Raw genomic sequence first — 23999 nt, forward strand, 5'->3', positions numbered from 1 at the left:
CCGATAAATCACCTAGGAAACTGGGGATCTTCGATGAATTCGTTACTCTTGCAAATAGACTCCCTCGGGAGATTTGTGACCAAGAATGTGGAGTATACATGGCGTGTACTCTTGATGGTTTATCTTTCCCTTCGCGCTACCATTCTTGATCAGACTCAAGGTGCACGTGAAATCGTGCGCGTGATTTCGGCGCAAATTTATTTTACAGGCTGGCAGGCTTTGCCGCTGGTAAGTGTACTGGCGCTAACTTCTGGAAGTGTCCTGGTTCTTCAATCCCTTTCAAATCTCTCCATGTTCGGCGGAACGCAGATGATCGGTCAGTTTTTGATCGTGATGATTTTACGTGAAGCGGGGCCGTTGTTGGTGGCTCTGGTCGTGGTTGCTCGATCTGGAACAGCCGTGGCCTCGGAGATTGGCAATATGCGCGCCAACCGCGAGATTGAAGCCTTGGAAGTGATGGGAATCAATCCGTTGAGCTATATCGTTTTCCCACGTGTATTGGGTGGCGTGATCAGCATGTTATGTCTGGCATTTTATTTCAATTTCGTCGCTTTGATTGGCGGTTTTTTTGTGACGAAGTTCATTCAAGACATGCCCTTTGCGTTTTATGCTGAGTCACTGATGACTTCGTTTGCTATGGATGACTTTTTGATATTCCTTCTGAAGAACAGTTTCAGTGGAATGATTATTTTCGTTGTTTCCTGCTATCAGGGATTGTCGGTTAAGAAAAGTCCTACCGAAGTTCCGCAAGTAACAACCCAGGCGGTTGTGAACAGTATCATCTTCGTTATTATTTTCAATTTAGTTGTAACAGCTTTGTTTTATTTAAATCAGTTACGCAACCTGGGAGTCATTTAATGAAAATCGAAAGTCTAAAATTTGAAGGCGTTTCTTTTTGCCACGAAGGTCAGGACCCCGTCGTTGCCAATGTTGAATTTGATTTTCCGATGAATGAAATTCTTTGGGTAAAGGCTGAAGAAGGGGCCGGTAAGAGCTCTTTACTGCAAATTCTTGCGGGTTTGCAAATGCCTCAATCCGGTCAGTTCTTGATCAATGGAAACAATGTTTGCGATATGTCTTTCGAGGAGTTTTTGCCTTACAGACTGCAAATTGGCTATTCGTTTGATTACGGTGGATTGATCAACAATCAAACGTTGTTCGATAACATGATGTTGCCGCTTTTGTATCATAAGACTTTAAGCCCGGCGGATGCGAAAGCTCGAGTGGATGAGATCTTTAAAATTTTTGATGTGACGAAGTATGCACACGAGAGGCCAGCTCACGTACCGGGGCGTTTGCGTAAACTTGTCTGTTTGCTGCGTGCGATGGTTATGCGTCCACAAGTGTTGTTGCTGGATGATCCAAGCGTGGGCTTGGGACAAGACAGCGTTTACACGTTGGTGGACTATATCCATCAGCTGCGTAAAGAGGGCTGTTTGCAGCACGTCTTTATCAGCTCTTATGACGAAAAATTTATGAATCTTTTCAGTTATCAAATTGTTCATTTGGATGATGGACAGCTTTATTTTCAACCGGTTGATCCAGAGAAGAGAGTTGTACATCTATGATGAAGGTTAAGTTCAATAAATTTGAACGAATTGCGGGACTGTTTGTGGGGCTGGCGATCCTGGGTGTGATCGTGACTGCAATCAGTATCGCTATCAAACAGGGTTGGTTTGACTCAAAAGTCTTTTATACAACGACGTTTGAGAATGCCGATGGTCTCCATCAAGGGACGACTGTGCAAATGGCAGGTCTTCGTGCTGGCGCTGTTGAAGACGTGGAGCTTCGTGCGGATAATAAAATCCAAGTGACTTTCTATGTTTTAAGCAAATTCCAAGAGCGTATTCGTCAGGACAGTTCTGTTTCCATGAATCGCCCGTTTATTATCGGGGAAAAAATCCTTGAGGTGACGGTGGGTTCGGAAAAGCTTCCTATGCTTGCTAACAACAGTTTGATTGGTTCACATGAAACAATGGACGTGGTGACAATGCTCTCTAGTCGAAACATCAGTACGACAATGTCTCGGGTGGGTGGGCTTTTGGAAAATATGCAGATGTTGGTGGAAGCTTTCGCGGATAAAAATCGCGCCCAAAGTTTCGTTCGCGTGATTGACCGGATGGATCCGTTAATGAAAAATATGACGGTGATGTCACAAGAGGTGATCAAGCTCTCCAAGCAGGCGACTAAAAACGACTCGATGGAAGTGTTGATGACGAATCTGGCGACGACCACGACAGAAATCAATCGCATCCTGCCAGAATTAAATAAGCAGAATCCAGAGCTGGCAAAAGATCTGGCCGTTATGACTCAAAATCTGGCTGTCATGACTCACGCGTTGGGGCCGGTTATGAAAGAAGTGGAACCCGAGCTTCCGCATGCTTCGCGTCGTTTGCTTGAAGTCATGAATGAGACTGTCGTCACATTGAAGGCGATGCAAAAAAGCTTTTTTATGGAAAGCAATGTGCGTGAGGTTCGTAAAGAAGAAGCTCTGCAGCGTGCTCCGGCCAGCGACAAAGCTAAATAGCCGACAAAACGCTTGAATCCCTAAAATGAAACCATAAGATAAAGAGATGCTAGTTGGGCATCTCTTTCGTCATTTTATCTTCTCAAAACGCGCAGGCGCACTGATTCGTCGTATCGCGTTTTTGTCAATTGGTGGCATCACGGTCAGCGTGACGGCATTCTTGGTTGTCTTGTTTGTGATGAATGGAATGAATGCCAGCATTCGTAAGCGCATCTTGGGGCTTGAACCGCATCTTTATGTCACGGTTCCGGGAATGCAAAATGCTTTGGGACTTGAAGCTCACCCGGTATTTTCGCGAATCAAAGAAGACACGACAACTCAAGCCTATGTCTACGAAACACAAGATGTGATTCTGCGCAGTCAGGATGGTCAATTTCGCGGAGCTTTTGCGCGAGGTGTGACTCGCCCGAGTCTTGAGCATTTCATTTCACAGCTAGCGAAGCTTGATTCAGATAAGCCGCAAAGTTCTCGCGGTGGACCTCCTTCTTTTACTTGGGATCCACAGGATGTGCCCGATGAAGGGGAGGTCGTGTTAGGTGTTGACCTGGCGCAATCCCTGGGTGTGTTTGAAGGTGATTTTATTACGGTGGTTTCGCCATCGGGATTGCTATTGCCTCCAGGAGAAACTCCTAAGTTTGAGCGGGTGCGAATTAAGCGTGTCGTGACGACAAGTTTAACTGACGTAGATTCTCAGTATCTTTTTTATCAGCGCGGTAAAGCCTTGAAGGCTTTGGGCGGCGGGGATTTAAAGAAAATGGGAATCGAGATGTGGCTGGCTGATGAAGGTCGCGTTGATAGCGTTAAAAATGATTTGATGAAGTTTACGGATGTTCAGGTTGAGACTTGGAAGGATCGTAACTCGGCATTGTTTTATGCGTTGAAATTGGAAAAGCTGACCATTGGTGTATTTTTGGGATTGGCTGGTATGATTGCGGCGAGTTCTATCTTAACTGTACTCGCCCTGTTGTTATCACAAAAGCGTCGCGATATTGCAATTCTTAGAACGATTGGTTTGTCTGGGAAAGAAACAGTGAAGATCTTCACTCAAATGGGTTTTTTCCTTTCGGGAGCGGGCGTTGTGATGGGCACGATCTTGGGTACGGGCCTTAGCTTGTATGTGCAAAAAAATCCTATCAGTATGTGGTCCTCACAAGTTTTTTACGATACGAGTATTCCAGCGCTGGTTGATTGGTGGTTGGTTGTGGGAGTGATTGTGGTGAGCTCCGCGATTGCTTATTTTGGATCTTACATTCCGGCACGAACGGCTTCGGATGTTCAACCTTCTGAAGCTTTGCGAGTGAAATAACAAAAAGCCCAATGATTTGTTGGGCTTTTTAGTTCCAGCTGTCTTTTTAATCTACACGCTGACTTGGAAGTCTCTTAAAGCATCTGTTAACGATGTCTTAAGATCCGTACTTGGTTTGCGTTGACCAATGATCAGTGCGCAAGGAACGCCGAATTCACCCGCGGGGAACTTTTTCATTTGTGTTCCTGGGATGACGACAGAGTTCGCTGGCACGCGACCTTTCATTTCAACGGATTTTCCACCAGTGACGTCGATGATTTTCGTGCTTGCAGTGATCGTGACGCCCGCACCAAGTACCGCACCTTCTTCGATTACAGCTCCTTCAACCACGATACAGCGGCTGCCGATGAAAGCGTTATCTTCGATGATCACCGGAGAGGCTTGAACAGGTTCAAGAACGCCACCGATTCCGACTCCACCAGAAAGATGGACGTTTTTACCGATCTGAGCGCACGAACCAACAGTCGCCCATGTGTCGACCATAGTGCCAGCGCCTACGTAAGCACCGATGTTTACGTAAGAAGGCATCAAGATCGCGCCCTTTTCAATGAATGAACCTTTACGTGCCAATGCGTGAGGTACCACACGCACGCCGTCTTCTTCAGACCACTTTTTTACGGGGATTTTATCGAAGTAAGTAAAGTCTCCGGCTTGCATCACGGTCATGTGTTGAACGCGGAAATAAAGAAGGATGGCTTTTTTAACCCACTCATTCACAATCCAGTTTTTATCTTTTTTCTCAGCGACACGCAGACGACCTGCATCCAGACCTTCGATCACTTCAAAGATCACTTTCAGCTCACTCGCCATCAATTGATCAACGCGTTTGCCGTTTTGAATTTCTGTATAGAGTTGTTCAACAGATTGTTGCATCTCGGAGTCTCCTTACTTGTCGTAAACTTTCAAAGCGTCCAGAATTGCTGGGACGTGGATTTTAATTATGTCTTCAGCTGATTGACCGCGCTCAATTTCGTAAGTCAAAGTCGGGCATGGTCTTTCAAGGCCCGCATAAGTGCCAAGGCAGCCTGGTGTAGGATAGCCGATGTCGTCATCGATCTTATAACCCGTGTGTTGAGCTAAGACATTTGCAAACTCGTAGCAGTCACCATTGACGTTCAAGACGGGCTGCCAAGAGTGAAGCGAAAGAACTAATTTTGGTTTTTTTTGTTCAAGATAAGTCATCAAACCATGATTCTCAGTTTCGCTGCCTGCTTTTGGTCCCGGATGATAACGAGGAGTTTTGATTTCTGGAGACCAGTCTTTGGTTGGCAGGTTGCGATTCAAATCAACGCCGTTACCATTGCCGCGAGTTTTGTAAATGACTCCCTCAAGATTGAATTGAGGAACTACGGTCAAAGTGAATTTATGATCGAAAGATTTCATGAAGTACTTAAGAAGTTCTTGAGCACAGATCACGCCTTCGATTTCATCGCCATGCACGCCACCCAGAATAAGCAATTCGGGACCCGGGCCATTTCCGAATTCGTAAGCCAGTACTGGCATGCCTTTGGAGGTGTAAGTAAAAATAGAAGTTTTCATGACAAACGTCCTTTGTTCGGCGATGATGTTAGCACGAGGTTTTTGTGGAATACATCAATAATGAGCTTCATTTTGGTCCCGGTAAAAAGAAATTATCTTCATTATGTGCGAACTACATTCGCCCGATCTATGTCTACGACCTTGATTTCATTCGCAGCCGCTTTAAGCAGATGGCAGACGCGCTTGCTGGTGTGCGTTTATACTTCGCAGTGAAAGCCAATCCGAATCCTCAAGTTTTGCAATGTTTGAAGTCTGCTGGTGCGGGGGCCGATGTTGTTTCCCTCGGGGAAATTAAACGCGCCTTAGAGAGTGGTTTTCAGCCTGAGGACATCGTTTATTCCGGCGTTGGTAAAACGCGCCATGAGATTACGGAAGCACTGCAGTTGGGAGTCTTGCAAATCAACGTAGAAAGTTTGCCGGAGCTTGAGCGTATTGGCGAGATCGCTGAAAAATTGGGCAAAAAAGCTCATGTGGCTTTGCGCTTAAATCCCGATGTGAGCATTCAAACTCATCCCTATATCGCGACAGGACTGCGCGATAATAAATTCGGTATGGAACTGTCGATGATTCCGGAGCTGACGACTTGTTTGAAAAAATATGCGAGTTCGTTGGAGCTCGTAGGTGTCAGTTTGCATTTGGGATCGCAAATGTTGGAGTTTTCTGGTTATCAGGAAGCTTTGATGAAACTTAAAGAAGTGTTTAAAAATCTGCAGCGGGATTTCCCAACGCTTCGTCGTTTTGATTTTGGTGGTGGCCTGGGAGTTGTTTATGAAAAGCAAGACCTGGAGCTGGAAGCACGCCTTTTAAAAGAATATGCAGGGATCACTCAAGAGATTCTTTCCGATCTAAAGTGCGAGTTACAATCAGAGCCGGGCCGCTGGTTAGTCGCTCACGCAGGAACTTTGTTGACTCAAGTTCAGTATGTGAAAAAGACCTCTGCAAAAACCTTCATCATCGTGGATGCAGGAATGAATCATCTGATCCGTCCTTCTTTGTATGAAGCAGAGCACTTAATCAAACCTTTGGTGAAATCCGCAAAGCAAATTAAATGCGATGTCGTGGGGCCGATCTGTGAGTCGTCAGATTTCTTTTTGAAAGACTATGAAATGGATGAAGTTAAAGAGGGAGATATCTTAGCGGTTCTGGATTCGGGGGCTTATGGTTATTCGATGGCGAGTACTTATAATCTACAGGAACTTCCTTTGGAAGTTTGTATCTAAACTAAATCCACCACTCGAAACTCATCAGCTTTAATGGGTTTCAAAATTTTAAGCGCCATCTCTGTAAAGTGCGCAGAAGAATCCGTCGTCATGATTTCAATTTTCTGACGGTTGTCTTTGGAGTTCATTTCTAGGCGATTCTTACTAAAATCGCGATTAAGCCAGCGAGCAATAGCCTCGCCAGAATCAACCAATTCAATGGATGAACCTGTCACACGTGCGATTGAATTTTTCAAGAGCGGATAATGAGTGCATCCCAAAATCAATGTATCGATTGAGTGCTGAAGGATCTGACTTAAGTAACGGAATACGATCAGATTCGTCACCGGATCAGAATCCCAACCTTCTTCGGCTAGAGGTACGAAAAGAGGGCACGCCTGATCAATCACTTGAGCAGTGGGTTCTAGCTCTAAAATTTTATGACTGTAGGCTTTACTGTTGATGGTCGCTCTTGTTCCGAGAACACCAATGCGTTTGCTTTCGCTCACTTCAAGGGCTCGCTGAGCACCAGGGCCAATCACATTGTAAATTGGAAGTCCCTCAAGCTCCGGTTCAGGAACTTGAGTGGAAGCCGTGTTACACGCAATCACGATGGCTTTGACATCGAGTCTTTTTAAGAACGCAATGTTTTGCTCTGAGTATTTGCGAATGGTGTGAGCTGATTTCGATCCATAGGGAAGGCGTGCGGTGTCGCCCAGATAGAGAAAATTCTCATGGGGAAACTGCAGGGCCAGTTCTTTAAGAACAGTAAGGCCCCCGATGCCTGAATCAAATACCCCTATGGGTCTGGAATCCATTTTTACTTTACTCCATGTGCACGAGACTCAGAGATACCATTAGAAGACATTTCCATAAAGAGGGCTTTCTCTTTTATCTCAGCAATGCTCGTTGCATTGATGTAGCTCATGCCGGAACGAATTCCGCCAGTGACTTCGTGGATAACGTCTTTCACGTGTCCTTTGACATTTACTTGAGTAGATTCGCCTTCTGGAGCCATTCCTTCAGGAACGCCACCGCGCCAAGAATCTTGAGCGGATTTAGAAGCCATGCCGCGATATTGCTTCTTGCCGTTTTTAATTTCTCCCGGAGTTTCAATTGTTCCGGAAAGCATAGATCCAAGCATCACAGTGCTTGCGCCGGCTGCGAAAGCTTTCACCATGTCACCAGAAGTACGGATACCTCCGTCTGCGATCACAGGAACACCGTGAGAGGCTGCAACTTCTGCGCACAAAGCGATTGCTGTTAATTGCGGAACTCCGCAACCGGTGATGATACGGGTAGTACACATTGATCCTGGCCCGATACCGACTTTGATAGCATCAGCTCCCGCTTCGATCAGATCGTGTGCAGCATCTGGAGTTGCCATATTGCCGGCGATCAAATCGACTTTAGGATATGTGTCTTTAAGCCACTTCATTGTCTCCATCATTTGAACGGAGTGACCGTGGGCGATGTCGATCGTGATGATATTAACACCGGATTCAACCAATGCTTTCGAGCGTGTTTTGAATTCTTCACCCACGCCAACGCTTGCAGAAATCAGTTTCAATCCCGCTTCTTTCAGGCGGCGTGCTTGGGCCGCTTGCTCTTCGATGGGAAGGAAGCGGTGAAGAATGCCCATGCCACCTAATTGGTGCATTGCCAGAGCCATGTCGTACTCCGTCACCATGTCCATATTGGCGCTGATGATCGGAGTATCCATTGTGAAGTTGCGAGTTACTTTTGTCGTCAACTGAGGATCGCGACGGGAGCGTACATCCGAACGTGCCGGGATAATAAGAACGTCATCGAAGGTTAAACCTTTGCCGCGCGATTTGATATCTTTCCAATTAAACATGAGAGTCATGTCGTCTTACCTCGTCTTGAAATACATTAAATAAAAGCTGTGTTGAAATAATAAGTAAATAAGTGTCCAGCAGATTCAAAAGAAGACTCGCCACCGGCGTCTTCCAAAGCAGGCGATAGGAATCAAACACGCTTGCTAAGATCAGTGGAATAAAGAGATGAAACAAAATAAGAATGCCGATAATTTTAAACCAGTGTCTTCTAAAAACATAAGACGAGGCTTTCAGCGCATCGATCTTGCCTTCGTCATAGCGAGTGGAGCTTGTGACCACCATCGGAACCAGGCTGTATTCAAGATACTTCCAGATTCCCGGAACAATGAATAACAGCGACCACATCAGGGTCTTGCCCCAAGTGCGAAGTGTTTCAATAAAAATCTGATTGATATATTTACCGTAAAAGTCATTCAGGCTTTCCACGAAGCGGCTGACTTGCATGGCGTACAAAGTCGTTGTCATCAAAAGGATCGGAAAGATGATGCTGCTGATGACTGACAAAAATCCAAACCAATAAACCTGCGGAGCGGCTCCTAAAGGATCGCGTAAGGCGTCTTCGACTTTGATATTTAGAAACTGATCGATGTTAGTAGACAGCACCACAAGGATGAACAAAGGAAAGGCAACTTTTTTAAAAACCTTGAGGTTCTCGGTAAAGAATTTCACCCCCCAACTAAATCGAGAAACTAGAGGGGAGTCAAGCGGACCTTTGCTAATATACACCTCCCAAAGAAGGCCCATTCTCGAGATACTAAGACCCTATGCAAGAAAAAATATTAGTCACCGGTGCCACCGGAAACATCGGCCGTGAATTGGTGGGACGCCTTCATGATAGACAGGCTCATTTTGTTGCTACAAGTCATCAGGAGTCGATCTTTACTCCTGAGGTGCGGCATCTGAAATGGGACTTGGGGGAGCGATCCTTGGTGCAAGAGGCAGTGAAGGACGTCGATGTCCTGTTTTTGCTTTTGCCTATTTCAGATTCGATGTTGATCTATGCGCAAAATGCGATTCTTGCCGCTAAAAATTCAGGCGTTAAATTTATGATCTTAAGTTCGATCATGGGAGCGGATACGGAGTCGCATTTTCTACTCCACCGGATGCATGGCGAAATTGAAGAGATGGCTAAAGAAAGCAAGATTCCTTTAGTGATCTTGCGTCCGAATGTATTCATGCAAAATTTTGTCACTCGCCATTCGGAATCTATTCGCCAGGGAGCTTTGTTTCTGCCTGAAAGTGAAGCAAAAAGTTCCTATGTGGATGTGCGTGATATCGCAGATGTGGCAATCAAGGTGATCGAAAATCCATGGTTGTATGAAAATCGCGTTATTGATCTGACGGGGCCTGAGGCTTTAAGTAACGAAGATGTCTTAGCGAAAATCTCTCAAACCTTGGGGCGGCGGGTGACCTATGTTCCAGTGACGGAGGCTGCGACCAAGCATCGTCTTGTGCGAGAAGGGTTAAGCTCCTGGATGATTGATGCCTATTTAAGCATACATCGTGCCGCGAGAGAAGGTATGACCGCAATGGTTCATCCCAGCAATCAGCAAGTTCGGGGAGTGGCGCCGAGGAGCTTTGATCAGTTCTGTACGGAGGTGAGTCATTTATGGCAAACGCCTTATTCAGAAGCTTTGCGTGAAGCGAGCCTCTGATTTAGTATTTTAGGAATGATCACATATTTGCCAAAAGCTTCCTATAACATTATGCCCTGGAAAAATGGAAAGGGTCTGACTTCGCAAATTGCGTTAGGACCTGAAGGCTCGACTTTTCCTGATAACTTCTCTTGGAGAATCAGTTCGGCGCAAGTTAATAGCAATGGTCCATTTTCTAACTTTTCTGAGTGTGATCGATTATTGACGGTGACTCAAGGGGCGGGGCTTTCACTGAACGACAGTCATTTGTTGCCTCTTCAGGTTATTTCATTCGCCGGTGAAACAGAAATTCAAGCGGAACTTATCGAAGGTCCTGTTGTTGATTTGGGTGTCATCTTTAAAAGAGATTCCGTGCGTTCGGAAATGAAAGTTTTAGATCTTTCAGAAGTTGCTGAATTGCCTCTCGAAGATGGAGTTCATTTTATTTATTGTTTGCGGGGGCGCTTGAATCTTCAGGGGTTGGTTATTCATGCGGAAGACACTGTCAGGATCGAGAAGGAGTCTGTGATTAAGCTTGATGGGCTTAATCACAGTTCATATGTTTTGATTTCTGTTTTTCCAATATAGAATTAATGATCTAAGGGTTTTTCTTTTGGAGATTGAGTGGCTTTCGGTCTTATAGCGTGTGGCAAGGGCTTGATGTTCGCGACTAGCTCCAATTCAATTCTTTGTTCGGTCACCCAGGATTCCAAAAGTCGGTAAGTCACAGCTAAGATGACGGGGCCGATAAATAGACCAATGGGTCCGAAAGATAATAAACCACCGATGACCCCCGCAAGAATCAGGATCATGGGAAGATCTGCGCCTTTGTGAATTAAAACGGGTCTTATAAAATTATCAATCGCTGTGACGAACAATGCCCAAACCAAAAGACTTGTTGCGACGACAGTTTGTTCTTTAAAGTAAAGCCAACCCACTGCGATCAACATTGGGATGATGACGCCGATTTGAGCAATGCAAAGAATAAAAGCCACTGCGGTTAAAACTCCGGGCAGTGGAACGTCCGTCAGGAAGAGGCCTATTCCTGCTAGTCCCGTTTGAATTGCAGCGGTGATGACGATTCCCATGGCGACGGCTTTTACAGATTGAGCGGCTAAGATGACGGCGTGATCTCCGCGTTCTCCCGCGAGGCGAATAAAGAATTTTCGAACTCCATTCGCAGCGGTCTCACCGGTGGCATACAGAAATCCGGTCAACCCCAGAGTTAGCAAAAGATAGACGAAGAACAGCGATGCTTCCTTGGCGGCCGTTGCCATGTAGTTCATGGCAGACAGAGAAAACGCACGAACTTGTTCCGTGATATAAGTGGGATCTTTAGCTCCAAATTCGGCCCACTTTTCACTGATTTTCGGCCCAACCACAGGCATTGTTGTTACAAATTCAGGAAGTGGTGGGAGTTGTTTGTTGGGAAGGTCTCGTAACCAAGCGATGCCATCATCCACGTGAGTGAAAAGTATGTAAGCACCGGCTCCTATGGGTGCGATGACCAAAGTTGCCATTGCGATCATCATGATAGTGATGGCGAGTCCACGTCGGCCGCCCATTCTGCGTGTGAGTTTTTCTAAAAGAGGCCATGTGGTGATGGTGATCATCGCCGCCCAAAACAGGGACGGTATAAAGGGCGATAGCACCCAAAGGCTTACTAGACCTAACGAGAGAATAACGACCGAAGTCAGGAGCGTTTTTGTGATCGGTGTGGATGTTTGCATGGCATCAGCGTACACCCACCATGAAAGTCGGCAATTCAATCAGATCAAAAATGAGACCTTACAAAGATCGGCCCCGACTTTAGAGTCGAGGCCTTAATAGATCGAAATAAATTCGGGCAGATTACTTAAGGGAAAGTGTTCCCAAGAAATCTTTTTTACCCAAATCCACGCCGTTATGACGAAGAATCGCGTAAGCCGTCGTCATGTGGAAATAGAAGTTTGGAATGGCGTGCTCATTTGCGTAGTCTTCACCCATCATGTGTTTACCTTCCCAGCGCGGGTTGGTGATTTGCTTTGTTCTCGCATTTTCAAAGTTCGCTGGCTTCAGTGTCTGCAGATATTTGATGGTATTTGCAATACGCTCTTTGATTTCAGGAAGAGTTGTTTCTTTGTCTTCAAATACCGGAGCTTCAACACCAGTCAGGCGAGCTGATGCAAGTTTCGCAGTGTCGCAAGCGATTTGAATTTGGCGCATCAAGGGAAATTGATCCGGCGCCAGACGAGAGTTCAACAGAACTTCTGGTTGGAACTTTTTGGCATCAGCAAATTGAGCGCTTTTGTCTAAGAAATTGTTCAAATTACCGAGCATTTTCGTGAATTGAACTACAAGAGTATCGTACATCATAAAGTCTCCTTTGATAGTCAAAAGGTAGGATTATAATGTAACCTTGTCTAACACAAATGAGTGTCGACACTAAGTTCCAGCAGGAGTTCGTGTCGACTGGTCTTTATTTTTGCGTGGGCATCGGAAGGCATTCCATAATTTCCACGGACTCGCCCGGAAAAATCGTGAAATGCGGATGATTCACAAACATTTTTGCCGCTGCTTCGTGGGATTCAGCTTCGACAACTGTGAATGCAGTGATCATATTGTGAGAATTGGAAATGCCATCTTTGTTGGCTAATTTCGTTTTGCCGATGGGAGCACCCATATCCACGATCGCTTTGTGATGCTCTTGACCCCATTTTTGCCAAGCTTCCATGCCGGCTTTTTCTAAGGACTTTCTTTGTTCTTCGGGTAGTTTGTCCCATTCAGCTTTTTTGGAGGAGTTCGGAGATCCCATATAGGTCGCTAAAAATCTTTTCATGTGTTCTCCTGAAAATTAAAACTTACATGTTCCGGGAATTTCACGAGTGGGCCCCGACATAGACGGATTGATTAATTTACTTTTCATTGATCCGCCATCAGCCGCGGGCAATTGAACTTTCATATGAATTTCATTCTGTGGGTCATCTTTAAAGAAAATCACATTCAAAAAATCACCATGTTTAGGAATAACCGGAGTTACAGGGGCATCCTTTGCGGGCGTTTGAAAAAGAGCAACTGATGCATGATCAGCAGGATTGCCTTCCGCGGAAACTTCCATTCGCACAGTGCCAGCGGGGGCTCCATAGAAAATAAAATCGCAGTTTAACATCGCAGCCATCGCAAGATTCGGAAGCAAAAGGATAAAGATAATAAATGTTTTCATGTTTCAAGCTTAGGCGTGGAATGCGGGAAATGTAAATGCTGAGATTAAACAGACGAGGGTATAAAAATGGAAAAGGCCCCAAGGTTTACCTTGGAGCCTTTATTGGTTGCGGGGGCAGGATTTGAACCTACGGCCTTCGGGTTATGAGCCCGACGAGCTACCAGACTGCTCCACCCCGCGACAGTGACAAGTGAATGTCTGAGCAGTCAGTTGTAGTCACTTACTTACCCTCGGTCAATCACTCATTTGCTAATTTTTGAAATGGCTCCTCGTATCATTGCCTCTAATTTGCTCATCCAAGGCGATTGTGCTCTAGTTGAAGGCATGAATTGGAAAAAACTTCTTAAAATCACCGCAATTTGCGTTTCATCTGTCGTCGTCGTTTTCGGAATTCTCGGAGTATGGCTCCTGACAAAACTTCCGGGACCTTCCCAGGTAAAACAAGTTTTGAATTCTTCAGCGAGTAAGTTGGAAGAAAAAGCTCAGCTTGCAGAAGCGAAACATCCAACAAAAATCGAAGACACCTATGCCGCTGAGGAAAATCAGGCGACGCAAGAGTCATCTGCACAGACTGAAACGAAAATTCATCACCAAACCACTAAAATGGATATGTACGTAATCTTAAATGATCTCGCCAATCCTGATGCGCCCGTGGTTTCTGCCTGCCGTGATCTAGGGCGTGCGGGGGAGAGTGGCTTCTTTCCAAAAAGAACCGACAGAACCGCGGTTAAGTTCTTAGATTCAATTGTTAAGCCACAAAAAGATCCAGTTTTGGAATCGGTTGCTCCCTTTTTGCGTTATGTGTTTCGCGCTCCAGGCGTGAGAGAAATGATCCAGCTTTCGCAAAATGCTCAAGGCGATGACAGTTTGTTTCAAAAGGCAGAGTTTTACAAAGAAGCCTATCGAGCAGCGAACTTCCTTCGTAATAACACTCAAGAAATGAATCAGGTGGTCCAAAAGTCCTACAACCTGCATATGTTTGCAAAGGCCGTGGCTCTAAACCCGCAGCTTGCGAATGACAATGCGGCGATGAGTTTCTGTGAGCAGATGGAAAAAAGTCTGACTGAAAATCAGAATCTGAATGTTGAAGAGCAAGTTCAAGAAATGCAAAAATTCCTGCAAGATGCTGGTATAGACGCAAAATCAATTGGTTTCGACCCGAAATATCGTGCGCACGTCCAGTCGGAGTTTTCGAAAAACTCGCTGACGGTGACTGATAGTTGGCTGAAAGAACTGGTCAGCAAGGGCATGTTCTAAAAGGAGAACTCTTTGAAACAAGTTTTGATCACGGGCGCTTCGACAGGAATTGGATTTGATCTTACCAGAACTCTTTGTGAAAAGGGCTATAAGGTATGGGCGGGAGTGCGTAAGCCAGAATCCCTGGATCGTCTGACTCAAGACTTCTCCGATAAGTTAACTGTCCTAAAACTGGATATCACCAACAGCCACGATATCGAGCGCGCACTTAAAATCGTTCAAAACGAAATAAATCCTGATCAAGAATTGATTTTAGTAAATAACGCCGGCATCGCCAGTGGGGGGCCCATCGAAGGACTCAGTCTTGAAGAGTGGCGCAAAGTTTTTGATGTGAATCTTTTTGGTATGGTTGAGATCACGAAAATGTTTCTGCCGCTGATTCGTCACACCAAAGGCCGTATCATCAATATGGGGTCAATCAGTGGGCGAGTCGCATCTCCCTTTCTGGGGCCTTACACGGCTTCAAAGTTTGCAGTGAAAGCATTTTCAGACAGTCTTCGTCGCGAAACTGCAAGCTTAGGTGTGCATGTTTCCCTGATCGAAGCGGGGCCGATTCGTACGGAGATCTGGTCTAAGTCGATTGATAGTTCAGATGAAATCGCAAAAAAGCTTTCTCCCGAAGTTCGTGAAACATATGGTTCCATGATGGCAGCCCTTCGCGAGGGAGTTGTCGAAACTGCCAAAGAAGCGGTGCCTGTACAGCATGTGACAATGGCGATTCTGCACGCCATTCAAAGTCGCTTGCCACGAGTGAATTATCTGGTTGGAAAAAATATCAAGCTTCAAGCGGGATTGATGAGATTTATGTCCACGCGAATGATGGATAAGGTGATCAAAAAAAGTCTGCGCTTTCAAAAAAGCTAAAGCGCAGACCTAAATATACTATTCTTTGATAGAAACAGTTTGGGCTTCACCTTTGTCGTTCAATTGAACAACTTTGGTTTTGCTGACACGGATGGTAGGGATGTCAGTAGCACCCTCGGCCTTCATCTTTTCAATATTGAATGGAACGATTTGCTTGCGAGCTTTTTTACCAGGATGAAGTTTCAAACCGTGAGCACAGTTTCTTGAGCAAGTGTCTTTTTTAAACTCAAGCTCGCTACAGTTCACACAAACCATACCTGGTTCATCACAACGCAAGCATTCAATTTTGATTTCAGACGGCTGGCCGCAGTGAGGGCATAATCCGTACTTTGTCGAAGGTTTCAACTCTTGATCGACAGCCACACGGTGGTCGAATACGAAGCACTCGCCTTCGTACTGGTCATTTGGATACTCGTTTAAATAATTCAAAATCCCGCCTTCAAGTTGGAATACGTTGTCGTATCCTTTGTCTTGAAGTTCCAAAATACCTTTTTCACAACGGATGCCGCCAGTACAGAAGATCAACATCTTCTTATCCTTAGGAATCCCTTGAGCCTCGATGTATTGAGGGAAGTCAGTGAATTTTTCGATATTTGGATTCAAAGCGCCTTTGAAAGTACCGATTTTGTACTCGTACCAGTTGCGGGTGTCGATCATCACGTAATCAGATTCTTCCTTCATCACTTTGTTCCATTCAGTCGGAGTCAAGTGATGGTTCACGCCTTCTGGCGGTTGCATTTCAGGAATCCCTGTCGTCACGATCTCTTCGCGGATTTTAACTTTAAAACGGCGGAAGGGGGCTTTGTCAGAATAAGAATCTTTGTAGAACTGAGTCGGCTTGTGGAAATACTCACGAACGAACTGCTTCCAGGCTTCAAAAGATTCTGCGGTAACTGCTGACACCGTGGAGTTATAACCTTCAGTTCCTAAAATGATCAGACCTTTCACATTCAGCTCTTCAGCCTTTGTTTCCAGATCTAATTTAACTTGTTCGGGATTTTCGATTTTTTGGAAGCTGTAAAAAGTCGTAACATAATGCTTCGGAGCATTTTCGGTCGTCATATTATCACCTTCAGTTGTCCTAACCGGGTTCCAAACCAGGCGGAGTTGTTAGTTCGAAGAGGGTTATAATGCCCCGGTGGTCCTCAGTGCAAGAGGGAAAAAGACAGCGGGCGTTAATTCCATCCCGGGAGGGGATTCCCTTGCCCCTCTGGTTGTGATCGAATAAAACGGTTTTTTATAGTCAATTTAAAGGTTTAAGTATGTTAGCGACACCTCAGATTCAAAAAGAAATTCAAAGACGCCGTACCTTTGCGATCATCTCGCATCCCGACGCTGGTAAAACCACGCTGACGGAAAAATTACTTTATCACGGGGGCGTGATCCACGAAACCGGCGAGGTCAAAGGTAAATCAGGCTCTAAAGCAGTGACATCTGACTGGATGGAGCTTGAACGACAAAAGGGTATCTCGATCACATCATCTGTCATGACGTTTGATTACAATGATCTTCGTGTGAATCTGTTGGATACACCGGGACATAAAGATTTCTCCGAAGATACCTACCGTGTATTGATGGCTGTGGATTCTGCCGCAATGTTGATCGACGTTGCCAAGGGTGTGGAGGAGCGTACGAAGAAACTTTACGAAGTTTGTCGCCTGCGCAAAATTCCTATTTTTACATTCGTAAACAAACTTGACCGTGAAGGTAAGGATCCTCTGACATTGATCGACGAAGTTGAAAAAACTTTGAATATGCAATGCTATCCAGTGACTTGGCCTTTGGGTATTGGTCAGCGTTTCCGTGGAATCTACAATCGCCTGACTCAAGAAATCTGGATCTATGATCAACGCCGTGAGGAAGTGGAAGACTACCAAAAAATACCATTCGTAAAAGGTAAAGACGATCAAATTCTTTACAACTACCTGGATAAAGAATCCGCTGACCAAGTTTTGGAAGAGCTGGATTTGATCGAGAGCGCGCTTCCGCCGTTCGACGTGAACGAATTTCTAACTGGCCAAATTTCGCCTGTGACATTCGGTTCAGCGAAACAAAACTTCGGGGTGGATACATTCCTTCAGTTTTTTACCAAGTACGCTCCAGGGCCTCAGGCTCGTGTAACCAAGGATGATCAAAAGATGGATCCTTTGGATGCGAAATTCACAGGCTTCGTGTTTAAAATTCAAGCCAACATGGATCGTCGTCATCGTGACCGTATTGCCTTTATTCGTATTTGCTCAGGTAAATTTGAGCGTGGCATGAAAGTGCAACATAGTCGTTTGGAACGCGAGCTTCGTCTTTCATACTCATCGCAATTCGTTGCGGCTGACAAAGAAACTGTCGATGAAGCCTATGCGGGTGACATCGTCGGAGTCGGCGATACAGGAAACTTTGCCATCGGGGACTGTGTTTCTTCCTCTGGAAAAGTGCAGTTTGAAGATATTCCAAAATTTGCGCCTGAGTTGTTTGGTCGTCTTTCAGTCCGCGATGCTTTGAAGCGTCAAAAACTTCAAGAGGCACTCAAGCACTTGTCTGAAGAAGGTGCAATCCAGTTATTCATCGAACCACATATTGGACCACAAGATCCAATCATCGGTGCGGTCGGGGAACTTCAGTTCGAAGTTTTGTTGCACAGACTTCAAGATGAATACAACTTGGAGGTAAAACTGGCTCGCTTGCCGTACAGTGTGTGTCGTTGGCCGCGTACTGCTGATGGCAAAGCTGTTACCAGCCTTAAAGGTGGCGCAAACATGGCAGAAGACCTTATCGGCAATCCGGTTGTGTTGGTGAATCAAGAGTGGGATTTGAACTGGCTTAAACGTGAAAATCCAGATGTGGAATTCCAAACAAGTATTTCGAGAGCTCGTTAATGTTGCCTTTAAAAATCGATAATCTGAAAAAGAAATATCCGGGCGGCCAAGAGGCCGTCAAGGGTGTGAGTTTTGATGTAAAACCAGGCGAGATCTTCGGTCTTTTGGGGCCGAATGGTGCTGGTAAAACCACAATCATCTCCACGATCACAACTCTAGAAGAGCCTTCCAGTGGTGTGGTTGAAGTGTTTGGACAAAACGTTGTGGCAAGTCCGCGTTTTACAAAACAACAGCTGGGAGTTGTACATCAGGAAGTCATCACGTCCGGTTTTTTCAGCGTTGATGAAATTCTGAATTTTCAGTCGGGCTATTACGGAATTCGCAATAACAAAGATCGTATTGATTTTCTGTTACATAAGCTTTCCTTGTATGAACACCGCCACAAGAAAGTAAAACAGCTCTCCGGTGGTATGAAACGTCGTCTGATGATCGCTAAAGCCCTGGTGCATACGCCTCGCTTGCTTTTGCTGGATGAGCCGACGGCGGGTGTGGATATTGGTTTGCGCGAAACTTTGTGGCAGTTCGTACAAGAGCTTCGCAAAGAGGGTATGTCGATCCTTTTGACGACTCATTATCTGGAAGAGGCGGAACAACTTTGTGACCGGATCGGCATCATCAACTTGGGTAACCTAGAAGCCTTGGGTGAAACCAAAGAGCTGGTTCGTAAATACACACAAAAGAAAATTCGCTTAACTCTGTCCGAATCTTTTGCTTTCGATACTCAGTATTTGTTCTTCCAAGAAGGTCTGGAGTTCATGTTCATGGTGCCGCCTGGAAAATTAATGGGTGAGTTTTTAAACGAAATAAAAGTGCCCGTAAATATCATCAAAGACGTGAAAATCGAAGAGGGTAATTTGGAAGAAGCCTTTATGAAGGTGGTGAGCAAATGATGATTCCATTTATCGCTCTTTTTCGTCGTGAAATTGCGCGTTTTTTAAAAGTGATCGTACAAACGATCGTAACACCCTTCGTCTCATCATTTCTGTATTTGCTTATTTTCGGTGTGTCTTTGGGGGCAACGATGCCGACTCATCAAGGTGTAAAGTATCTTTCATTCTTGATCCCGGGTTTGATGATGATGGGCTTGATGAATAATGCTTTCCAGAATTCATCCTCTTCGATTGTCTCTTCGAAATTTTCAGGAGATCTGGAAGACTTGCGCGTGGCCCCGATAAGCAATCAAGAAATTATCTGGGCTATGAGTCTGGGGGCCTTGGTTCGCGGCTCTATCGTGGCGCTGATCACTTATATCGTGGGCTCCATTTTCTGTTGGTATCAACAGGGGGAGATTCTGACAATTGCCCACCCACTGTATGCAGTTTTCTTCGTTATTGTGGCGGGATTGATTTTCGCTCTTTTGGGAATTTCCGTGGCATTCTGGGCAACAACATTCGATCAGCTCTCCGCATTTTCAGCATTCATTTTGTTGCCTCTGACTTATTTAGGGGGAGTGTTCCTATCTATCGATCACTTGCATCCTTTCTGGCAGATGTTGTCAAAAATGAACCCGCTGCTTTATTTGATCAACGGGCTTCGATATGGCGTGATTGGTGTCAGTGACGTGGGGATGGAAGTTGCCGTTCCTGTTTCTGTTCTGGGTTTTATTGTGTTCTATGGCCTGGCAAATTTTAGCCTCAAGCGCGGATCATTCCAGCGCTGGTAGCGTGATTTCGACAAGTTGACGCTGATAGTAAAACTGAGTTCTTTGTGAATCAGCGTCTCTTGGGTTAATTAATTCGATCATTCGGAGAAATACGATGTTTGAAAACTTATCTGATAAAATTATGGCGTCCCTTAAAAAGGTGCGTGGTCAAAACAAGATCACGGAAGCCAACATTGAAGACGTTATCAAAGAGATCCGCTTAAGCTTCCTGGAAGCTGACGTGAATTTTAAAGTCGTAAAAAACTTTGTAGACCGCGTAAAAGCCAAAGCCCTGGGGGCGGAAGTTCTTCAGAACGTAAATCCAGGTCAGCAATTCGTAAAAATCGTGCACGATGAATTGGTGCAAACTTTGGGTGGCGGTGCCGTTGATATCAACGTGCGTGAAAACCCAAGTGTGATCTTCATGGTGGGTTTGCAAGGTGCTGGTAAGACTACCTCCTCTGCAAAATTGGCCCTTTATATTCGTCAGAAATTGGGCAAAAAACCAGGTTTGATTCCAGCCGATATCTATCGTCCCGCGGCGATTGATCAGCTTCAAACTTTAGGTAAACAAAACAACATCCCAACATTCCCAACTCCCATTGGAATGAAACCAGAAGAGATTCTGGAAAAATCCAAACAATGGGCAAAAGACAATATGATCGACGTGGTTATTGTCGATACGGCTGGTCGTTTGCAGGTTGATGATGAGTTGATGGGTGAGCTGGGCCGTTTGAAGGATATCTGGGCTCCACAAGAGATCTTGTTGGTGGCGGATGCAATGTTGGGTCAGCAGTCTGTGAATGTCGCAGAGGGGTTCCACAAGCGTTTAAACCTGACGGGCCTTGTCCTTACTAAAGTAGACGGTGACGCCCGTGGTGGTGCTGCCTTGTCTATTCGTGAGGTGACCGGCATTCCTATTAAATTCCTTGGCGTCGGCGAGAAGGTGAATGCTCTTGAAGTATTCCATCCAGATCGCTTGGCTGGTCGTATCCTTGATATGGGTGACGTCCTTTCTTTGGTGGAAAAAGCCGCTGAAGTGATGGACGAAAAAGCGGCTCGGGAGTCCGCTAAGAAGATGATGAAGAATGAATTTACCTTGGATGACTTCCTGGGCCAGATTCAGCAGCTTAAAAAGATGGGTGGCTTTGAGACTATCTTGAAATTTTTACCGGGCATGGGTGAGATTTCAAAACAGCTTAAAAATATGACCCCTCCTGATAATGAGATTAAGAAAATCGAGGCGATCATTCGTTCGATGACGATCCAAGAACGTAATAACCATAAGATTCTTAACGCCTCGCGCCGTACGCGTATTGCTAACGGTTCGGGGACCCAAGTTTCTGACGTAAACAAGCTGATTAAGCAGTTTGAGGACGCTAAGAAGATGATGAGTGGGATGATGAAAATGGGCATGGGTCGCGGTGGGATGAAGTTCCCATTTTAAGGCTTGATATTTTATTTTAAACACAGTACACACTTGAGCTTACTGTTTTGAACAAGAGGTTTAGAAAAATGGCAGTTGTAATTCGTTTGGCTCGTATGGGCGCTAAGCATGATCCTAAATACCGCATCACTGTTGCGGATTCTCGTCGCTATGTTACTGGTAAATTCCTTGAGATTCTTGGCGTTTACAATCCAACTCCACGTGGTAACGACAAAAAGGTCGAGCTTGATCTAGCAAAAGTAGAAGCTTGGATCAAAAAAGGTGCACAACCTACTGACCGTGTGAAACACGTTATTAAGTTGGCCCAAGGTAAATAAATAGTTGGCATCTGAGTGATATGCGATAAAATATCACTTAGGTAACTTCTGTTGGGGGTAATATGGATAGCTTGAAAGACCTCGTTGAATTCATGGCGAAGTCCCTTGTTGATAAGCCTGAGAATGTTGAAGTGGATGAAATTCCAGGTCAGCAAACGACTCTACTTGCTCTTAAAGTAGATAAAGAAGATCTTGGTAAGGTTATCGGTAAACAAGGTAAAACTGCGGCTGCGATGAGAACAATCATCCGTGCGGCAGGTACTAAACTGAATAAACGCTATCATTTGGATATCGTTGAATAGTATTCAGACATATTAAATTTTAGATTCTTAGGGAAGGGGTTGTGTTACACAACCCCTTTCTGTTTCTTGAGGTACTTATGAAATTGGTTGGAAAAGTCAGAGAAGCCCATGGTTTGAAGGGCGATCTTTATGTTCTTATTTTCTCGGGCGAGATCGCTTGGGCAAAACGTATGAAGAAATTCGTTCTTCAAGGTAAAGATGGTTCTACAAACGAATACACTGTTGAGCGCACAAAACCTTTCAAAAAAGGTTTGATCGTGAAAGCCGCTGAGATCGCGGATCGCACGGCTGCTGAAGGTGTTGAGCACATGGAATTCTTGATCGAAGAAGATCTGATGGTTTCTAAACCAGGCGAAACGATTTACCTAGCGGAAATCAAAAACTTCAAATTGAAAGACACGGAACAAAACATCCTGGGCGAGATCGTGGATTTCTCCAGCAATGGTGTTCAAGATCTTTTGGTTGTGGAAGCGAACGGTAAAAAAGTTGAAGTTCCGTTCGTGGATGCATTCATCAAAAAAATCGATTTCAAACACCAAGCTGTGGTGATGGACCTACCAGAAGGCTTGTTCGACCTAGAGAACGCATAAATGCTCAAAGTCGATGTGATCACTCTTTTCCCAGAGATGATTGAGAGCGCTGTATCTTACGGCGTTCTGGGGCAGGCTCTAAAGAGTGATCGACTGACCGTTGCAGCTCACACGCCTCGTGAGTTCGCGGCAGATCGCCACAAAACTGTGGATGATCGTCCTTTCGGTGGCGGCGACGGCATGATCATGCTGGCCGAGACTCTGGAAAAAACAATTCTAAAAGTGAAACATAAAAATTCAAAGGTGATCTATATGTCTCCGCAAGGAGAAGTGCTCACTGATGAAAAGGCCCGCGCCCTTGCTAAGGAAGAACATTTGGTTCTGATTTGTGGTCGGTACGGCGGGATAGATCAACGTATTATTAATTCTTACATCGACGAAGAGATTTCCATTGGAGATTATGTTTTGTCAGGTGGGGAGTTGGGTGCATTGGTCGTTGTGGATGCAGTATCGCGCTTTATCCCTGGGGTTCTGGGACACAATGAGAGCGCTGATAAAGACAGCTTCTCGGCCGGGTTGTTAGAGCATCCCAATTTTACTCGCCCGCGTGAATTTCAAGGTGTTGTGGTTCCAGAAGTTCTGTTGGGTGGGAATCACAAATTGATCGGGGAGTGGAAGGATAAAGTTTCGGCTTTGGTCACTTTGGTGAAGCGTCCTGATCTATTTCAAGCGTACCTTGAAAAAGAAAACGAGCAGTATCGCTCGCTGAAGAAAAAGAAAAAAGAAGCTCCTCTAAAAGAGCTTAAAAAATTTTGGATGAATTTGTCTGAGCAGGAGCGCCAGTCTTTGGGGCTTGCTGAACTCAGTGAGGAAGACTTCAATGGCTGAAAACTCTGTCTATGTTCCACGTCTGGCAATTGGCCTGGTTCATTATCCGGTTCGCGACCGTCAGAACAAAACGGTGGCGACTAACATCACGAATTTCGACATTCATGACATTGCGAGAGCGGCTCAAACTTTCGGAGTGGAAAAATATTACATCATCCATCCGATGCAAGAGCAGCTAATGTTCGTAGACCGCGTTCTGGATCATTGGAGAACGGGGCAAGGCTCCAAGTTCAACCCGATGAGAAAAACGGCGCTAGGGACGGTTAAAGCGATCGAGAGCGTTGAAAAGGCCCTGGAAGACTGGAATACTCCTGAGACCTTGCTTATTTCGACTTCAGCTCGAGATGAGGGCTTGAAAAAATACTCGTTTAGCGAGTTGCGTCATGAAATGCACGTAGAAAAAAAGCCCGTATTCATGTTATTTGGTACTGGCAACGGCATGACTACAGAGCTTCTAAGATCCTGCTCCGGCGTTTTAGAAAGCATCCGAGGGGCACCGCCCCAGGACTATCGCCATCTCTCTGTGAGATCGGCAGTAAGTATCTGTCTTGACCGCGTAATGGGTCCATGGTAGACCCTTGTTTTACTTTTTGAAAATTCGATTGGCATAAGGGAC

General features: G+C 45.3%; 28 protein-coding genes and 1 tRNA gene. 18 read left to right on the plus strand and 11 right to left on the minus strand.

Going from position 1 to position 23999, the window contains the following annotated elements:
• Positions 1–75 precede the first annotated feature (75 nt).
• From DOM22_RS09565 to DOM22_RS09580, 4 genes are read left to right on the plus strand one after another with little or no spacing between them, the layout of a single operon-like run.
• Entirely contained in the window at positions 76–858 is a 783-nt protein-coding gene (locus DOM22_RS09565) for an ABC transporter permease (RefSeq protein WP_246845923.1), read from the plus strand.
• Positions 858–1568 (plus strand): cell division ATP-binding protein FtsE, encoded by a 711-nt coding sequence (locus tag DOM22_RS09570; RefSeq protein WP_142700139.1) that lies wholly within the window; start codon positions 858–860, stop codon positions 1566–1568. The genes DOM22_RS09565 and DOM22_RS09570 overlap by 1 nt, the downstream gene beginning before the upstream one ends.
• Positions 1565–2527 (plus strand): MlaD family protein, encoded by a 963-nt coding sequence (locus DOM22_RS09575; protein WP_246845924.1) that lies wholly within the window; start codon positions 1565–1567, stop codon positions 2525–2527. Before DOM22_RS09570 ends, DOM22_RS09575 begins: the two co-directional genes overlap by 4 nt.
• 46 nt (positions 2528–2573) lie before the next feature.
• Positions 2574–3833 carry an FtsX-like permease family protein gene (locus DOM22_RS09580; protein ID WP_142700140.1) on the plus strand — a complete coding sequence of 420 codons (1260 nt, stop codon included), beginning with the start codon at positions 2574–2576 and terminating at the stop codon, positions 3831–3833.
• Between the two features lie 51 nt (positions 3834–3884).
• On the opposite strand, the gene DOM22_RS09585 is transcribed toward DOM22_RS09580, so the two are convergent.
• Together DOM22_RS09585 and DOM22_RS09590 are read right to left on the minus strand one after the other, a co-directional pair.
• Positions 3885–4706: a 2,3,4,5-tetrahydropyridine-2,6-dicarboxylate N-succinyltransferase gene (locus DOM22_RS09585; RefSeq protein WP_142700141.1), complete on the minus strand. Its 822-nt coding sequence runs from the start codon at positions 4704–4706 to the stop codon at positions 3885–3887.
• 12 nt (positions 4707–4718) lie between these two features.
• Complete coding sequence (locus tag DOM22_RS09590; protein ID WP_371716814.1) at positions 4719–5423, minus strand: M14 family zinc carboxypeptidase; 705 nt, start codon at positions 5421–5423, stop codon at positions 4719–4721.
• Between DOM22_RS09590 and lysA the strand changes: the two genes are divergently transcribed.
• Positions 5417–6592, plus strand: coding sequence for a diaminopimelate decarboxylase (gene lysA, locus DOM22_RS09595; RefSeq protein ID WP_142700143.1), 1176 nt, complete (start codon positions 5417–5419; stop codon positions 6590–6592). The two genes, DOM22_RS09590 and lysA, sit on opposite strands and share 7 nt — an antisense overlap.
• Here the strand turns inward: lysA and murI are convergent.
• Genes murI through DOM22_RS09610 form a run of 3 tightly spaced genes read right to left on the minus strand, consistent with a single transcriptional unit; the run spans position 6589 to position 9099 of the window.
• Positions 6589–7389: a glutamate racemase gene (gene murI / locus DOM22_RS09600; RefSeq protein WP_142700144.1), complete on the minus strand. Its 801-nt coding sequence runs from the start codon at positions 7387–7389 to the stop codon at positions 6589–6591. The genes lysA and murI overlap by 4 nt on opposite strands.
• 2 nt (positions 7390–7391) lie before the next feature.
• On the minus strand, positions 7392–8429 hold the full coding sequence (locus DOM22_RS09605; protein WP_142700145.1) for a guanosine monophosphate reductase: 1038 nt from the start codon (positions 8427–8429) through the stop codon (positions 7392–7394).
• Positions 8422–9099: a hypothetical protein gene (locus tag DOM22_RS09610; RefSeq protein WP_142700146.1), complete on the minus strand. Its 678-nt coding sequence runs from the start codon at positions 9097–9099 to the stop codon at positions 8422–8424. The genes DOM22_RS09605 and DOM22_RS09610 overlap by 8 nt, the downstream gene beginning before the upstream one ends.
• A 95-nt stretch (positions 9100–9194) precedes the next feature.
• On the opposite strand from DOM22_RS09610, the gene DOM22_RS09615 reads away from it, so the two are divergent.
• On the plus strand, positions 9195–10085 hold the full coding sequence (locus tag DOM22_RS09615; RefSeq protein WP_142700147.1) for an SDR family oxidoreductase: 891 nt from the start codon (positions 9195–9197) through the stop codon (positions 10083–10085).
• Positions 10086–10100: 15 nt separating this feature from the next.
• Positions 10101–10652 (plus strand): HutD family protein, encoded by a 552-nt coding sequence (locus DOM22_RS09620; RefSeq protein WP_142700148.1) that lies wholly within the window; start codon positions 10101–10103, stop codon positions 10650–10652.
• A gap of 2 nt (positions 10653–10654) precedes the next feature.
• Here DOM22_RS09620 and ydiK read toward each other — a convergent pair whose 3' ends face one another.
• The 5 genes from ydiK to DOM22_RS09645 all read right to left on the minus strand — a co-directional run bounded on the left by ydiK (position 10655) and on the right by DOM22_RS09645 (position 13446).
• Positions 10655–11794 carry an AI-2E family transporter YdiK gene (gene ydiK / locus DOM22_RS09625; RefSeq protein WP_142700149.1) on the minus strand — a complete coding sequence of 380 codons (1140 nt, stop codon included), beginning with the start codon at positions 11792–11794 and terminating at the stop codon, positions 10655–10657.
• 121 nt (positions 11795–11915) lie between these two features.
• Positions 11916–12419, minus strand: a complete 504-nt coding sequence (locus DOM22_RS09630) for a DUF1993 family protein (protein WP_142700150.1) — start codon at positions 12417–12419, stop codon at positions 11916–11918.
• A gap of 103 nt (positions 12420–12522) precedes the next feature.
• Complete coding sequence (locus DOM22_RS09635; RefSeq protein WP_142700151.1) at positions 12523–12882, minus strand: hypothetical protein; 360 nt, start codon at positions 12880–12882, stop codon at positions 12523–12525.
• A 15-nt stretch (positions 12883–12897) separates the two neighbouring features.
• Positions 12898–13266: a hypothetical protein gene (locus DOM22_RS09640; RefSeq protein WP_142700152.1), complete on the minus strand. Its 369-nt coding sequence runs from the start codon at positions 13264–13266 to the stop codon at positions 12898–12900.
• A 103-nt stretch (positions 13267–13369) separates the two neighbouring features.
• Positions 13370–13446 (minus strand) — tRNA-Met (locus tag DOM22_RS09645).
• Between the two features lie 144 nt (positions 13447–13590).
• Between DOM22_RS09645 and DOM22_RS09650 the strand changes: the two genes are divergently transcribed.
• Both DOM22_RS09650 and DOM22_RS09655 read left to right on the plus strand, forming a co-directional pair.
• The gene (locus DOM22_RS09650; protein WP_210415723.1) at positions 13591–14523 is read left to right on the plus strand and encodes a hypothetical protein; all 933 of its coding nucleotides are present in this window, start codon (positions 13591–13593) and stop codon (positions 14521–14523) included.
• Positions 14524–14535: 12 nt separating this feature from the next.
• Entirely contained in the window at positions 14536–15387 is an 852-nt protein-coding gene (locus DOM22_RS09655) for an SDR family NAD(P)-dependent oxidoreductase (RefSeq protein WP_142700154.1), read from the plus strand.
• An 18-nt stretch (positions 15388–15405) separates the two neighbouring features.
• Here the strand turns inward: DOM22_RS09655 and DOM22_RS09660 are convergent, their stop codons facing one another.
• Entirely contained in the window at positions 15406–16449 is a 1044-nt protein-coding gene (locus DOM22_RS09660) for a rhodanese domain-containing protein (protein ID WP_142700155.1), read from the minus strand.
• 200 nt (positions 16450–16649) lie between these two features.
• Between DOM22_RS09660 and DOM22_RS09665 the strand changes: the two genes are divergently transcribed.
• From DOM22_RS09665 to DOM22_RS09705, 9 genes are all read left to right on the plus strand, one after another.
• Positions 16650–18257 carry a peptide chain release factor 3 gene (locus tag DOM22_RS09665; protein ID WP_142700156.1) on the plus strand — a complete coding sequence of 536 codons (1608 nt, stop codon included), beginning with the start codon at positions 16650–16652 and terminating at the stop codon, positions 18255–18257.
• Complete coding sequence (locus tag DOM22_RS09670) at positions 18257–19147, plus strand: ABC transporter ATP-binding protein (RefSeq protein ID WP_142700157.1); 891 nt, start codon at positions 18257–18259, stop codon at positions 19145–19147. The genes DOM22_RS09665 and DOM22_RS09670 overlap by 1 nt, the downstream gene beginning before the upstream one ends.
• Positions 19144–19920, plus strand: coding sequence for an ABC transporter permease (locus DOM22_RS09675; RefSeq protein WP_246845925.1), 777 nt, complete (start codon positions 19144–19146; stop codon positions 19918–19920). Before DOM22_RS09670 ends, DOM22_RS09675 begins: the two co-directional genes overlap by 4 nt.
• A gap of 94 nt (positions 19921–20014) precedes the next feature.
• Positions 20015–21346 (plus strand): signal recognition particle protein, encoded by a 1332-nt coding sequence (gene ffh, locus DOM22_RS09680; RefSeq protein ID WP_142700158.1) that lies wholly within the window; start codon positions 20015–20017, stop codon positions 21344–21346.
• A 68-nt stretch (positions 21347–21414) separates the two neighbouring features.
• Positions 21415–21663 (plus strand): 30S ribosomal protein S16, encoded by a 249-nt coding sequence (gene rpsP / locus DOM22_RS09685; protein WP_142700159.1) that lies wholly within the window; start codon positions 21415–21417, stop codon positions 21661–21663.
• A 62-nt stretch (positions 21664–21725) separates the two neighbouring features.
• Positions 21726–21965 (plus strand): KH domain-containing protein, encoded by a 240-nt coding sequence (locus DOM22_RS09690; RefSeq protein WP_038446499.1) that lies wholly within the window; start codon positions 21726–21728, stop codon positions 21963–21965.
• A 77-nt stretch (positions 21966–22042) separates the two neighbouring features.
• Complete coding sequence (gene rimM / locus DOM22_RS09695) at positions 22043–22555, plus strand: ribosome maturation factor RimM (RefSeq protein WP_142700160.1); 513 nt, start codon at positions 22043–22045, stop codon at positions 22553–22555.
• The gene (gene trmD / locus DOM22_RS09700; protein WP_142700161.1) at positions 22556–23383 is read left to right on the plus strand and encodes a tRNA (guanosine(37)-N1)-methyltransferase TrmD; all 828 of its coding nucleotides are present in this window, start codon (positions 22556–22558) and stop codon (positions 23381–23383) included.
• Positions 23376–23957: an RNA methyltransferase gene (locus DOM22_RS09705; protein WP_142700162.1), complete on the plus strand. Its 582-nt coding sequence runs from the start codon at positions 23376–23378 to the stop codon at positions 23955–23957. The genes trmD and DOM22_RS09705 overlap by 8 nt, the downstream gene beginning before the upstream one ends.
• Positions 23958–23999: the final 42 nt, after the last annotated feature.

The organism is Bdellovibrio sp. ZAP7 (assembly GCF_006874645.1).
GTDB lineage: Bacteria > Bdellovibrionota > Bdellovibrionia > Bdellovibrionales > Bdellovibrionaceae > Bdellovibrio.